The following is a 13,800-nucleotide window of genomic DNA, read 5'->3' as shown; positions in this document are numbered from 1 at the left end:
TGTGAGCGAGTCCGCAGCCGTGCGGCAGGCTCGGTGCCGGCGTCGCCACGCTGGCGCAGGGCGATCGCATAGGGTGCTCCGGGTATAGCGCCCGTCTGTTTCCACGTCGTTATGGCCGGGCCTGTCCCGGCCATCCACATCGGCCAGCACCCTCGGAACGACGTGGATGCCCGGGACAAGCCCGGGCATGACGGAGCAACTAATCGACAAGCGTTGGTGGCACGATTGCCGCACGTCGTCAGAGGCGATCGCCCTGCCGCCCGCAGCGGAGACGCAATCCGGGTCTTGGGGTACAGGTCCGACCACTTGCGCGTCCCATGCGGCGGCCCCTCACCTCGACCCTCTCCCCGTGAAGAACGGGGAGACGGAGCGCAGTTCGGCCGGGGCCCGTGCGCGCCAGCTAATGCGGCTGATCGTCTTTCGAACACGTCCTCTCACTCCGCGGCGCTCAGATGCGGCGCGAGGCGGATGATATCGGCGGGCACCGGGGCCGCCCAGGGCGCGTTGCGGCGGCGACGGACGTCGACCTCCATCCAATAGGTCTCCCAACCGCGGGTCGGGCCGATGCCGTCCATCGTCGCCGGCCCCTGCACGCTGCGCGCCTCCGCCGCATCGAGAAACAGCATCGGCTTGTCGCCGGTCGCGACAGCCTCGATCTGCTCGCGAAGCAGACGGCGATACTGAATGATCGCCTTGTCGGACTGGCCGAGATGCTCGCGGGTGCGGTCCTGGATCCGGCCCATCGACTCCACCGCCCACTGGTCGTGCACGTTGATGTCGTTGCCCATGCCGGTATAGGTCGCGGTCGCCTGTTCGCGCGGATCAAAGCCGTAGTCGTTGCTCTTGTTCTTGCGCGAGCGGTATTCCGGCAGCTCATAGAGCTCCAGCCGCTGCGCCCGCATCTTCGCCTTGTCGACCGGCGCACCATAACTGGTGAAGATCGCATACCAGTAGCAGGTCTCGTCATCGACCGGCACGTGCCACTGCGTGATCGTCATCTCCGTGCTCATCGGGATCACGAAGGCATGGGGGAACAGCTGATTGGTCACACGCACATGGGTGCGCTCGGCGTCGATCTCGCGCAGCGCGATGATGCGCAGGCCATATTCGGTGCGTTCGACATTGAGGATGGGGCGATCATACTCGCGCAACACCTTGGTCATCGGCAGTTCGCTGTCGGCGGAGGCGCCACGGAACTGCTTGCCATAGGCGGTGGATGTATCCTCGTCCTCGAAGAAGCGATGCAGGAAGGAGGCGTGGGCGGGATCGATGCCGACCTCGAGCGCCTGCAGCCAATTGCACTCGATCAGGCCCTTGAAGGCGAACGTATAGGCCTCCGGCGCGGTGAAGCAGTCGAGATCCGGGAACGCCGGCGCAGCACCGTTGCCGAGCCAGGCCCACAGGATGCCGCCCTTCTCGACCACCGGATATGCGCGCTGCTTGACGTTCTTGCACAGGGCAGAGCCGGCGGGCTCGGCCGGCGTCTCCAGGCATTGCCCCTCGACATCGAACAGCCAGCCATGAAAGGCGCAGCGCAGGCCGCCATGCTCCAGCCGGCCAAAAGCGAGATCGGCCCCGCGATGCGGGCAATCGCGGTCAAGTAGTCCGTAGCGGCCCTGCTCATCCTTGAAGAGCACGAAGTCCTGGCCGAGCAGCTTGACGGCGCGAACCGGCCGATCGCCCGTGAGCTCGTCCACCAGAGCGGCCGGCTGCCAGTACATCCTCATCAGTTTACCGGCGGGCGCGCTGGGCCCGATGCGGGTGATGAGATCATTCTGCTCCTTGCTCATCATGATGGCCGTTCCTCCTGTGTCGTCGCATGTCGGGCGTTGAGCATCACGCGAACATCAAATATTGTGCGCTAGACGAACATATGTTCGCCAAGATTAGATTCGCTTTAAACGGGGAGAAGCGCAAGTGAAAAAGCTACAACCGAAGCCCAAGGGCCGACGTCAGGCAGCATCACTGCGGCCCAAAACAACAACAGCGGATCGTGTCAGGTCGATGCCGAAACTTAAGCGGACTGATGAGGAGAAGAAGCAGGCGCGCGGCGACGGGCCTGAGTTCGTGGAGGCGCTCGATCGCGGTTTGCGGGTCATACAGGCCTTCAGCCGCGAGGGGCGTCCAATGACACTCAGCAAGGCGGCGGAGCTCACTGGGCTTGCGCGCGCGACCGTGCGGCGCATCCTGCTGACGCTCAAGGCCTCGGGGCTGGTGCATGGCGACGACCGGCTGTTCTCGCTGACACCACGCGTCCTGCTGCTGGCATCGAGCTATCTCGCATCGAACCAGATCAACACGGTGATGCAGCCGTTGATGGATGCGACGGCCGCAGAGGCGCGCGAGGTCTGCTCGCTCGCCGTTCTCGACGGCGACGAGGTCGTGTTCATCGCGCGCGCGACCGCGACGCGGATGTTCTCCACGGGGCTCGAGATCGGCTACCGGCTGCCCGCTCATTGCACCTCGGTCGGCCGAGCGCTACTGAGCCGTTTGCCGGACGATCAGTTGCGCCAGACGATCGAGCGCACGGAGCTCAAAGCGATGACGCCGCAGACGACCACCGACAAGGAGGCACTGATCGCAGCGATCGACGCCGTCCGCAGCGAGGGCTATTCCGTGGTCGATGGCGAGGCCGAGCACGGCTTCCGCTCGATTTCCGTGCCGATCCGCCGCTATGACGGCGGCATCGTCGCCGCCGCCAATATCGGCGGGCATGTCGACCGCATCACGGTCGACGAAATGAAGGAGCGCTTCCTGCCGCTCCTGCAGCAGCTGGCCACGACCGCGCAGCCGCTGCTGGTGTAATCCCATCCGAACGGCGCCGGCCTCTCGCGGGGCGGCGCCGCCATCTCCTATCTGCACCTGCCGGGCGGCGTTGCGGACGAGAGCCGCGGCCGCCGCCGCACGCGTCGGATGTCCGCGTCGACCACGCCCGAGCGGCGGGTCCACGCGCTCCGGCGCCCTCCTGTCGGATCACACGCGCCGCAACCATGCTGATGCGGGAGGCGCGGCATGCGCGCCGTGACCGGCGCCGCGATCCGCTGCTGCACCATGAGCCGAACTCGGGCATGGCGTGATGACGACCGCGGAGGTCGCCATCGCAGCGAACCTTGAGTAGCCCGACCTCATCACAGCCATCTATTAGTTGCGGATCGACATGTGGTCGAATTCTGTTCCTGGCCACCCGATAGCCACAACTAATAAATCGGACGCCGCCGCGCGCGCTGCCGGATGCCGCCCGCCATGGACGTGATATTGTCGTGACGCCCGGAACCGATTGCCACGATTGCCACCGAGCTGCAGGTAATATGACGCTGATCATCCGAAGGTCGCGTCCGACACCGACGTCATCAGCTGCGTCGCGCCGCCAGCGAATGCGGTCGCCGCCACCAGAAAGCCGCGAGCCGCGCGGCCGCCCTTCATTCAGCATGCAACTGACGATCACCCACTCTCTCTGAGAGCATGCGCCGGCGCGCACGATCTCAAGGCGCAGAACAGCGCGCCCCTCTCTTAGTCCAGATGCACCAGGCTATAGACGTACGACTTCGCGCCTTTGCGGCTCACCCAATCGCCCTCCGGCGGCGCTGGGCCCTGCTGCGCCGGCAGCACGTTCCAGGGGCGGCCCATGCAGGAGTGGGACGGCTCATCCCACGCGACCCAGCCCCAGTCCGGCTTCCACACGATCCAATAGTCACCATCAGCGCGCTTGAAGCCGCTGCTGCCGTCCGGACGGCGGGCGCGAACAAAGCTGTAGACCAGATCGTCGCTCTGGCGGCGAAGCTCGAAGCGAACAACTTCGTTGGACATCGGCGGCATCTCGCGCGTAAATGGCACATCCGGCGAAAGACACCCTATTTGACGAGGGTCATGCCGCTCCAGGGGAAAAGCCATGGCTGAAACGCTGCCGCTCGTGCTGGTGCCCGGATTGATCTCCTCGCCGCGGATCTACGCGCCGGTCATCCCGGCGCTGTGGCGGCTCGGGCCGGTGATGGTGGCCAATCACATCCGCGATGACAGCATGGCCGCGATCGCACGCCGCATCCTCGTCGAGGCGCCGCCGCGCTTCGCGCTCGCCGGGCACTCGATGGGCGGCTACATCGCCTTCGAGATCATGCGCCAAGCGCCGGAGCGGGTCGCCAAGCTGGCCCTGATCAACACCCAGGCGCGGCCCGATACGCCAGAAGCCAGTGCCCGCCGCCGCACCATGATGACACGCGCCAAGGATGGCGACTATCACGGCGTCGTCGACGAGCTGTTCGCGGGTTTCGTGCATCCGTCGCGCCAGGACGATCCGCGGCTGCGCCAACTGGTGCACGACATGGCCGAGGAGGTCGGCGTCCTCGGCTTCATCCGGCAGTTGACGGCCATCATGTCGCGCCCGGATTCGCGACCGACCTTGACCGCGATCCGCTGCCCGACCCTGGTGCTGACCGCCGACACCGACAACACCATTCCGAACAGCCTGTCGAAGGAGATGGCCGACGGCATCAGCGGCAGCTGGCTGGTCGTGCTCGACAATTGCGGTCACCTGCCGCAGCCCGAGCAGCCGGAGGAGACCGCACAGGCGTTGATGGAATGGCTGCGGGGATGAGATGGCAATGCAGCTCACGCATCGCGTGAGGCACGCTCACACCTGCGCCTTCCCCACCCTTAGCCCATCCACGAACACATCGAGCAGCCGCAGCACGCTCTGCTGCCAGCCGGTCTGGTCGTGCATGTAGCACATGCCGATCAGGGCGCGGAGGACGTCGTCGGCGCTGATGTCGCTGCGGATCTCGCCGGCCTCGACGGCGCGGGCGAGCAAGGCCCCGATCGAGCGGGTGAGATGGCCATGCGAATAAGCGGCGAGTTCGGAGTTCGCGTTCATCACGATCGCCAGCGCCGCCATCATGCCCTTCTTGGTGGCGACGAACTGCACCGTCGAGCGTAGCCAGCGCCGAAGCGCCTCGACCGGAGACGGCTCGCTCTTCAGCGCCTCGGCCAGCTCCGAGAGCTGCTCGACCTCGCGGCGATACACCGCCTCGAACAGGTCCTCGCGGGTGGGGAAATGCCGGTACAGCGTGCCGATGCCGACGCCGGCCTGGCGCGCCACGGCCTCCAGGCTCGCCTCGGCGCCGCCGACGCTGAACACCGCCTTGGCCGCCTCCAGCACGCGCTCGCGATTGCGCTGGGCATCGGCGCGCGGCTTGCGGCTGCGCTCTTGTGGTTTCGTCTCCATCTCACCAGCTCTTGATGACGGACCGTTCATGTCCCCTTGCTAAGCGGAGGAGCCCTCCGTATAACTAGACCTGCCACCCGGGACAGCCAACCTCTCCTTGCCGTCGTCCCGCGGTCGCTGGATCTGGACGGAGCCCCGCCCGTAAGGCGGGTTCCGCTGCGATCCGATTAGGCCATCGCTTCGATCGGAACAACGCATGAATTGGACTGTCAGACTCACCGTCAACGGTGAGCCGCGAACGCTTGCGCTCGACGACCCCCGCGTCACGCTGCTCGACCTGCTGCGCGAGCGCCTCCACCTCACCGGCACCAAGAAAGGCTGCGACCGCGGCCAATGCGGCGCCTGCACCGTCCTCGTCGACGGCCGCCGCATCAATTCCTGCCTGACGCTCGCCGTCAGCCTGGACGGCGCCGCGATCACCACCATCGAAGGCCTGGCGCAGGGCGACCAGCTGCATCCGGTGCAGGAGGCCTTTATCGCCCATGACGCCCTGCAATGCGGCTTCTGCACGCCAGGCCAGATCATGAGCGCCGTCGGCCTGATCAGCGAGGGCCACGCCGGAGATGATCCGGAGCGCGTGCGCGAAGGCATGAGCGGCAATCTGTGCCGCTGCAGCGCCTATGTGGGCATCGTCGAAGCGGTGCTCGATGCGCAGGACAAGCTCACGGGCAAGACGGAGCGCGCGGCATGAACCGGTTCGATTATGTGAAGCCGGCGAGCGTCGCCGAAGCCATCGCGGCGGCCAGCGCGCCGGGTGCGGCCTATCTCGCCTCCGGCACCAACCTGCTGGATTTGATGAAGGGCAATGTCGTCAGGCCGGCACGGCTGGTCGACATCTCGCATCTCACCGAGCTCACACGCATCGAACATCGCGAGAACGGCGATGTCAGGATCGGCGCCCTGGTGCGCAATGCTGACCTCGCCTGCGATCAGAGCTTCGCACGCGACTTTCCAGCGATCGCCGAAGCGCTGCTGTCGGGCGCCTCGGCGCAGTTGCGCAACGCCGCGACCGTCGGCGGCAATCTGCTGCAGCGGACACGCTGCGCCTATTTCTATGATCCGGCATCGGGCTGCAACAAGCGCACGCCCGGCGCCGGCTGCGACGCGCGGGAGGGCGACAATCATCAGCATGCCGTGCTCGGCTGGAGCGAGGCCTGCATCGCGACCAATCCCTCCGACTTCTGCGTGCCGCTCGCGGCGTTCGATGCGGTGGTCGAGATCGAAGGCCCGGCCGGCCGGCGCGAGATCGCGCTGGAGGCGCTGCATCTGTTGCCCGGCTCGACACCGGAGCGCGAGACGGTGCTTGACCCCGGCGAGATCATCGTCGCGATCCGGCTGCCGGCCGAAGCGCGCGCCTTCGCCAGGCATGCCCGCTATCTGAAAGTGCGCGAGCGCAATTCCTACGCCTTCGCGGTCGTCTCCGCCGCCGCCGGCCTCGTGATCGAGAACGGTACGATCAGCCACGCGCGTCTCGCGCTCGGCGGCGTCGCGGCCAAGCCATGGCGCGCGCGCGAAGCGGAGGCGCTGCTCGCAGGACAGCCGGCCGGTCCATCGGCGTTTCAGCAGGCCGCCGCAGCGGCGCTGCGCGACGCCAGGCCGTCCGGGGACAACGCCCACAAGATTCCGCTCGCGCGCAGCCTGATCGTGCGCGCGCTGGCCGCCGCAGCACAGGGCACGCCATCGCGCATGCCGGCGCTGCCGGCCTCTCCCTTCTCCTCCGTTCCAGGAGTGCATCAATGACACCTGAGCTCAATCTCTCCCGCGATCCCGCCCATCTCCGTCACGGCTCCACGATCGGCCAGCCGCTGTCGCGCGTCGACGGCCTGGCGAAGGTCACGGGCCGCGCGCGCTATGCCGCCGACAACAATCCGTCCGGCATGCTTTATGCGGTGCTCGCCGTCTCCAGCATTGCGCGCGGCCGGGTCGTGTCGCTCGATGTCGACGCCGCCAAGGCGCATCCCGGCGTGGTCGCGGTGATGACCTCGGCCAACCGGCCGCCGCTGCAGGCCGATCCCGACGGCAAGCCAAACCCGTTCGCGTTCCGCTTCGAAGCGCTGCAGAACGATCGCGTCCGCTACGCCAACCAGCCGATCGCAGTGGTAATCGCCGAGAGCCTCGAAGCGGCCACCGAGGGCGCCGCGCTGCTGGCGCCGCGCTATCAGGCCGAACCGGCGCGCATCGGGCTCGACACCGGCGAGGCCTATGTGCCGCCCGTCGTCGGCATGGGCTTTCCGGCCGAGAGCCATCACGGCGACGCCGCGGCCGCGCTCGCCGGCAGCGACAAGCGGATCACGGCGACCTATGAGACCCCGGCGCATTATCACAATGCGATGGAGCCGCATGCGATCGTCGCGGAGTGGCAGGGGGATCGCCTCATCATCGACACGCCGACCCAGGGCCTGGTGATGATGCGCGCGCGCCTCGCCGAGCTGTTCGGCATCGCCCCCGAGAACATCTTGATCCGCAGCCCCTATCTCGGCGGCGGCTTCGGCGGCAAGGGCCTGATGGCCGGCGCGCAGGTGCTCGGCATCCTCGCCGCCAAATTGGTGGACCGTCCGGTCAAGCTGGTGGCGCGCCGCGAGCAGCTCTACGGCCCGTTCGGCCATCGCTCCCCGACGCGGCAGACGCTGAAGCTCGGCGCGAATGCGACGGGACAGCTCTCGGCCATCCATCATCATGCCCGGATCGCAACCTCGAGCTTCGAGGATTTCTACGAGGCGGCGGCGCATGTGACGCACACGCTCTATGCCGCGCCGGCGATCAGCACCACCTATGACGCCGTGCGCATGGACACGGGCACGCCGCTGTTCGTGCGCGCGCCGGGCATTGCGCCGGGATCGATCGCGCTGGAGAGCGCGGTGGACGAGATGGCCGAGGCCTGCGGCCTCGATCCGCTGGCGTTCCGCGTCAAGAACTACGCCGAGGTCGAGCCCGCCACTGGCAAGCCGTTCTCGTCCAAGGCGCTGCGCGACTGCTATACGCAGGGCGCGGAACGGTTCGGCTGGTGGGAGCGGCCGCTGAAGCCGCGGACGATGCGCGACAAGGACGGTTTCCTGGTCGGCTGGGGCATGGGCACGGCCACGTTCCATGCGCTGATGTTCGCCGGTCAGGCCCGCGCGGTGATCCGGCGCGACGGCAGCGGCGTGGTGGAGAGCGGCGCGCATGACATGGGCCAGGGCGCCTGGACCGCCTTCGCGCAGATCGCCGCCGACGCGCTCGCGCTCGATCTCGACCAGGTGACGTTCAAGGCCGGCACCTCCGACCTGCCCGATGCCGGCATCGCCGGTGGCTCGGCCCACACCGCAACCGTCGGCACCGCGATCCACAATGCCGGCGCCGCCGTGATCGCCAAGCTCGCCGAGCTCGCCACCTCCGACCAGCGCTCGCCATTGTTCGGCGCCGGCAATGCCGGCGTGATCGCGCGCAATGGCCGGCTGCTCCGGCGCGACGATGAGGGGCGCGGCGAGAGCTACGCCGAGATCCTCGCGCGCGCCGGCCTCGACGAGGTCGAGGGCTCCGGCGCGGGCATGCCGGACCCGGCTGCGAACGAGCACTACGCGATGCATTCGCATGGCGCCGTGTTCGCGGAGGTGAAGGTCGATCCCGATCTCGGTCAGGTGCGTGTCACCCGCATGATCGGCGCCTTCGCCGCCGGGCGGATCATCAATCCGAAGCTGGTGCGGAGCCAGCTCATCGGCGGCATGATCTGGGGGGTCTCGCTGGCGCTGCATGAGGAGGCAATCATCGATCACCGCTCGGGGCGGATCATGAACGCCAATCTCGGCGAATATCATGTGCCGGTGAATGCCGACATCCCCGCGATCGAGGCGTTCACGGTCGACGAGCACGATCCGTTCGTAAACCCGCTGGGCATCAAGGGCGTCGGCGAAATCGGCATCACCGGCTCGGCCGGCGCCGTCGCCAATGCGGTTGCGCATGCCACCGGCATTCGGGTCCGACGCTTCCCGGTGCGGATCAGCGACCTGGTGCCACCGGTGAGCTGACACGCGACAGCGTGGGATGCGCCCTCCGCTCGCGAGCGCGCATCCCATTCTCAAGAAGATGATGCGATCGGCTCATGCCGCCTGTCGCGTGACCGACCGTCTGAACCAGTCGAGAAAAGCCTCGCGATTGGCGCCGGGGTCGAACTCGACATGCAGGGCGTCGTTGTCCCTGGCGCGAACAGAATACGCCACGCTGCCGGCGAAGCCGCTGAACTCCAGGGTGCCGCGATCGCCGATGCCCGGCTCAGGCTCGAGACGGAACCAGGCGCCGCCCTCGGAAATATCGACCAGATCGGCCTTCAGCGGGCCCTTGCGGTCATCGACCACCTTGATCGGCAGGTTCGATCTCAGCCGTGGCGAGCGGCGGCGGTCGGCTTCGTTGGTCGTCGTCCTGACCAGCTTCACCAGCGTCGCCCGCAGCGCGGTCAGACTCGATGCCACCTCGCCGATCGCGCCGCGCACCTCGACGGCCCGATCATTGACCATGCCGGCGTCCTTGCCGACATTGCCGATCTTGGCCGAGACATCGCGCGCCGCGTCAGCCGAAGAGCCGACCGACCGGCTGATTTCCTGCGTGGCCGCGTGTTGCTGCTCCATGGCGGCCGCAATCGAGGCGGCGACTTCGTCGATCTCCGAAATCTGGCTGCCGATGCCTTCGACCACATCCACGGTCGCCTGCGTCGTGGTCTGTACCTCGCCGATCAGGCGCGAGATCTCCTCGGTCGATTTGGCCGTCTGATCCGACAGCGACTTGACCTCGGCCGCCACCACGGCGAAGCCGCGGCCGGCATCGCCGGCGCGCGCGGCTTCGATGGTGGCGTTGAGCGCCAGCAGGTTGGTCTGCTCGGCGATGCCGCCGATCAGGTTGGAGACCTCGGCGATCTTGACCACCGCCTGCGACAGCGAGGCGATGGTGGTCTTGGCCTTCTCGCGCCCCGTCACCGCCGATTTGGTGATGGCGCTGGCGCGCGCGACCTGGCTGGAGATCTCGCGGATCGCCGAGCTCAGCTGCTCGGCCGCCGAGGACACTGTCTGTGCATTGGTCAGCGACTGTTCCGACGCCGCGGCGACGGACTGGGCATCGGCGGACAATTCATGCGCAAGTTCGGACAGGCCGCTGGCCACCGCCTCGACCTGGCGCGAGGCGCCTGCCGCCGCCTCGACCGACGTGCTGGTCTCGCGCTCGATCACATCGGCCATGTCGAGCATGGCCTTCTTCTTCAACCGGGCGGCCTCCTCGCGGTCGCGCTCCTGACGGTCGCGCAGGCTCGCATTCTCCTGCGCGTTGGTCTTGAACACCGCGAGCGCGCGGGCCATGGCGCCGATCTCGTCACCGCGTTCGGAATAGGCAATCTCGGCGGATAGTTCCCCCTGGGCAATCCGCCGCATCAGGCCGGTCATCCGCGAGAGCGGACGAACCACGCCGATCACCAACCCCGATATGCCGGCAACGACCAGGATCAGCACGATGCCGGCGACGCTCCAGACCACCGCGGAGATGCTGCGATCTTGCGCTGCCGCGGCGGCCTCCATGTCCGAGTTGAGCTTGTTCGCCTTCTCGACCAGGCGATCGATCAAGGCGCGATGCGCTGTGTAGGAATCGCTCAGCCGATCATAGGCCACATCCGCTTTGGCCATGTCGCCGGCGCGCAGCGCCGGGATCAGCTCGGCTTCCGCCGTCTGCCAGAACTTCCGGACCTCGCCGTCGGAGCGCTCGACCAGCAGCGACTTCAGCTCGGGCTCCAGCGCCGAACCGGTCCAAAAGGTCTTGCGATCCTCATAGTCCTTCTTCAGCTGCGCCAACCTCTTCGCATGCGCCTCCACGTTCTTGGAATTGCGCAGCGCCAATGTCGCCTCGAGATAGGCCTCGAGCACATATTCGGGCGGCGGCAGGATGTCGGCAACGAGATCATTGCCGAGTTTGATCTTGTCATAGAGCGGGCCGCCGACCTTCAACTCCCGCAAGGCATAGGCGCTGGTCAGAACGACCGCCCCGAAGCCGATGGCGAGCACGAGACCGAACGCTGCAATGACGGCGGAGATGGAGAGGCGCATCTTCATGTCGAGCGACACATTTCCGTTGGGGGATCCGGACGACACAAATGGCCGGTCCGTCCCCACCGCCCCCGGCGCAATCACCGCGAATGGTCGGTCCGGAACGGCCGGCGCCTGCCGAGAATGCGAACAGCTTGCAGAGCGATCGCTCAACGGAAGTAAATTTTAAGCTCCGTAGGAATGCGGCCCTACGCCGGTCAACGGTCCCGCATGGTTGCGGACGCGGCGGAGTTGGCGGTGGCAGTGCCGACAACGTTGGTCAACGCCGACTGCAATGACGACATGGTCGAGACGACTTGCGTGATCGCGGTACGAACCTGGACGGCACGATCGTTCACGGCCTGAGCGCCGCGACCGACATTGGCGATCTTGGTCGAGACGTCCTTGGCCGCCGCTGCCGACGCCGCCACCGAGCGGCTGATCTCGCCGGTCGCCGCGCGCTGCTGATGCATCGCGGCTGCAACCGAGGCCGCGACGACGTCGATCTCCGAGATCTGGCCGCCGATGCCTTCGACGGCCTCGACCGTCGCATTGGTGGCGCTTTGCACCTCCGAGATCAGGCGCGAGATCTCCTCGGTCGATTTGGCCGTCTGGTCGGAGAGCGATTTGACCTCCGCCGCGACAACCGCGAAGCCGCGTCCCGCGTCGCCGGCACGCGCCGCCTCGATGGTCGCGTTGAGCGCAAGCAGGTTGGTCTGCTGCGCGATCCCGCCGATCAGGTTGGACACCTCGGCGATCTTGTCGACGGCCTTCGAGAGCGATTGGATCGTGCTCGTCGCCTTCTCACGACCGGTCACGGCCATCTTGGTGATCGTCGTCGCGCGCGCAACCTGGCCCGCGATGCCGGATATCGCCGCGCTCAGCTGTTCGGCGGCGGTGGCAACCACATGCGCGTTGGACAGCGACAGCTCCGAGGCCGAAGCCACCGCGTTCGCATCGGCCGAGAGTTCGTAGGCCAGGCCGGACAGTCCGCCAGCGGCCGATTCCACATCGCGCGAAGCACCGGCCGCAGCGCTCACCGACGTGCTGGTCTCGCGCTCGATCGCCTCCGCCATGGTCATGAGCGCGCGCTGCTTCTCCTTGTCAGCCTCACTCCGGTGGATATCCTGCTTCTGCAGCCGGTCCTTCTCCAGCGCGTTGGTCTTGAAGACATCAAGCGCCCGCGCCATCGCGCCGATCTCGTCACCCCTTTCGGCATACGGAATCGCGGCCGCGAGGTCGCCGCCCGACAGCTGGCGCATCGTGCGCGTCATGCGGGCCAGCGGGCGGACCACACCATTGATCAGGCCGAACAGGCCCGCACCAACGACCGCAAAGACCAGGGCCGACAGCACCCCACCAAACCACATGATCCCGCTGTCGCGGCTCGCCGCCGTCGCCTCCATCGCCGCGATCATCTGATTGGCCCGCTCGACGATGCCGTCGATCACGGCCCGATGGCCGGAATACGCCGCGGTCAGACGCTGATAAGCGAGCTTCGCGGCCGGCATGTCGCCGCTGCGCAGCGCCGGCATCAGCTCGACCTCCAGCACCTGCCAGAACTTGCTGACTTCGGCATCGGACCGCTCCACAAGCTCGGCCTTCAGCCCAGGCTCCAGCCCCGAGCCGGTCCAGAATGCCCGGCGTCCCTGATACTCCTTCTTGAGCGTCGCCAGCCGTGAGGCCCGCGCATCCAGCGTGCTCGGATCGAGCACCGCCAGCGTCGCCTCCAGATAGGATTCGATCACGTATTCCGGCGGCGGCAGGATGTCGGCGACGAGGTCGTTCCCGAGCTTGATACTGTGATAAATCGGCCCGCCGACCTTCAGCTCCTGGACCGCGTAGATGGCGGTGGCGACCACCGCCCCCAGACCGATGGCCACGACCAAGCCAAAGGCCAGGATCAGCGCAGAGATCGAGAGCCGCGTTTTCATCGAGGTCGTATCCTTTGTGCGGAGAGATGTGCCGCCACGCCTCGGGGCGCCGTGCGGTGAACGGATGCAGAGGCAGCTCATGCTGCGGCGCATCAAGTCGACCGCACCATACGGAACCCTCTCTAATTTATGGTAAATAATAGGTTCCGTACAAACTCGCGATACTACGGGAATCGCAGCCTGCGATTGCAGATCTCTGACCTGGCGCAAGGCGCCGACAGGCATCTGCGAGCATCTATCGGAGATCCGCAGGAGCCTCCAGGAGATCCCATGTCGAAGCCCATTCCGGACAAAGCCGAGATCGCGCTCGAATATCCCGACAAGTTTTATGCCGGCACGTTCGAACGGTCGTCGCGTTTCGAAGCCCATCTCGAACCGACCGGATTGGCGCTGACCCTGGAACGGCCGGGAGCGGAGGACGTCCGCAAGTCGATCCACATGCACCTGAACTACGGGCTGCTCGCGGCGATCCTCACCGATATGGCCGCCGGCATCGGAGCGCTTCCCAAGGACGACGTTCATCGCCGCCAGCTCGAGGATGCGGTCGCCACGCTGCAGCAGGCTCTTAACGGGTCTTAACCCGTTGTGCCGCAGCGGCACAGATCTGCGC

Annotated in this window: 11 protein-coding genes; 6 read left to right on the top strand and 5 right to left on the bottom strand. The window is 66.8% G+C overall.

From position 1 onward, the window contains the following. Window positions 1-434: 434 nt before the first annotated feature. Window positions 435-1,793 (bottom strand): aromatic ring-hydroxylating dioxygenase subunit alpha, encoded by a 1,359-nt coding sequence (locus HL671_RS01335; protein WP_012041188.1) that lies wholly within the window; start codon window positions 1,791-1,793, stop codon window positions 435-437. Between the two features lie 211 nt (window positions 1,794-2,004). On the opposite strand from HL671_RS01335, the gene HL671_RS01330 reads away from it, so the two are divergent. Next, window positions 2,005-2,805, top strand: a complete 801-nt coding sequence (locus HL671_RS01330) for an IclR family transcriptional regulator domain-containing protein (RefSeq protein WP_041750313.1) — start codon at window positions 2,005-2,007, stop codon at window positions 2,803-2,805. A 705-nt stretch (window positions 2,806-3,510) separates the two neighbouring features. Here the strand turns inward: HL671_RS01330 and HL671_RS01325 are convergent. Further along, entirely contained in the window at window positions 3,511-3,807 is a 297-nt protein-coding gene (locus HL671_RS01325; protein ID WP_012041186.1) for a hypothetical protein, read from the bottom strand. Window positions 3,808-3,889: 82 nt separating this feature from the next. Between HL671_RS01325 and HL671_RS01320 the strand changes: the two genes are divergently transcribed. After that, the gene (locus HL671_RS01320; protein ID WP_012041185.1) at window positions 3,890-4,591 is read left to right on the top strand and encodes an alpha/beta fold hydrolase; all 702 of its coding nucleotides are present in this window, start codon (window positions 3,890-3,892) and stop codon (window positions 4,589-4,591) included. Window positions 4,592-4,627: 36 nt separating this feature from the next. Here HL671_RS01320 and HL671_RS01315 read toward each other — a convergent pair whose 3' ends face one another. Next, window positions 4,628-5,218 carry a TetR/AcrR family transcriptional regulator gene (locus HL671_RS01315; RefSeq protein ID WP_012041184.1) on the bottom strand — a complete coding sequence of 197 codons (591 nt, stop codon included), beginning with the start codon at window positions 5,216-5,218 and terminating at the stop codon, window positions 4,628-4,630. Window positions 5,219-5,414: 196 nt separating this feature from the next. On the opposite strand from HL671_RS01315, the gene HL671_RS01310 reads away from it, so the two are divergent. The 3 genes from HL671_RS01310 to HL671_RS01300 are packed head-to-tail and all read left to right on the top strand — an operon-like array spanning window position 5,415 to window position 9,222. After that, window positions 5,415-5,909, top strand: a complete 495-nt coding sequence (locus HL671_RS01310; protein ID WP_012041183.1) for a (2Fe-2S)-binding protein — start codon at window positions 5,415-5,417, stop codon at window positions 5,907-5,909. After that, entirely contained in the window at window positions 5,906-6,958 is a 1,053-nt protein-coding gene (locus tag HL671_RS01305) for an FAD binding domain-containing protein (RefSeq protein WP_172235371.1), read from the top strand. The genes HL671_RS01310 and HL671_RS01305 overlap by 4 nt, the downstream gene beginning before the upstream one ends. Continuing rightward, window positions 6,955-9,222: a xanthine dehydrogenase family protein molybdopterin-binding subunit gene (locus HL671_RS01300; RefSeq protein WP_172235370.1), complete on the top strand. Its 2,268-nt coding sequence runs from the start codon at window positions 6,955-6,957 to the stop codon at window positions 9,220-9,222. Before HL671_RS01305 ends, HL671_RS01300 begins: the two co-directional genes overlap by 4 nt. 72 nt (window positions 9,223-9,294) lie before the next feature. Here the strand turns inward: HL671_RS01300 and HL671_RS01295 are convergent, their stop codons facing one another. Together HL671_RS01295 and HL671_RS01290 are read right to left on the bottom strand one after the other, a co-directional pair. Next, window positions 9,295-11,283, bottom strand: coding sequence for a methyl-accepting chemotaxis protein (locus HL671_RS01295; RefSeq protein WP_012041180.1), 1,989 nt, complete (start codon window positions 11,281-11,283; stop codon window positions 9,295-9,297). Between the two features lie 191 nt (window positions 11,284-11,474). Continuing rightward, a complete protein-coding gene (locus tag HL671_RS01290; RefSeq protein WP_012041179.1) occupies window positions 11,475-13,190 on the bottom strand; it encodes a methyl-accepting chemotaxis protein in 1,716 nt (571 codons plus the stop codon). A gap of 270 nt (window positions 13,191-13,460) precedes the next feature. Between HL671_RS01290 and HL671_RS01285 the strand changes: the two genes are divergently transcribed. Next, entirely contained in the window at window positions 13,461-13,769 is a 309-nt protein-coding gene (locus HL671_RS01285) for a hypothetical protein (RefSeq protein ID WP_012041178.1), read from the top strand. Window positions 13,770-13,800: the final 31 nt, after the last annotated feature.

Source organism: Bradyrhizobium denitrificans (genome assembly GCF_013179005.1).
In the GTDB taxonomy this organism is placed as follows: Bacteria; Pseudomonadota; Alphaproteobacteria; order Rhizobiales; family Xanthobacteraceae; genus Bradyrhizobium; species Bradyrhizobium denitrificans.
Note: the sequence above shows the minus strand (reverse complement) of the source record. Positions and strands in the feature narration are given on the sequence as shown.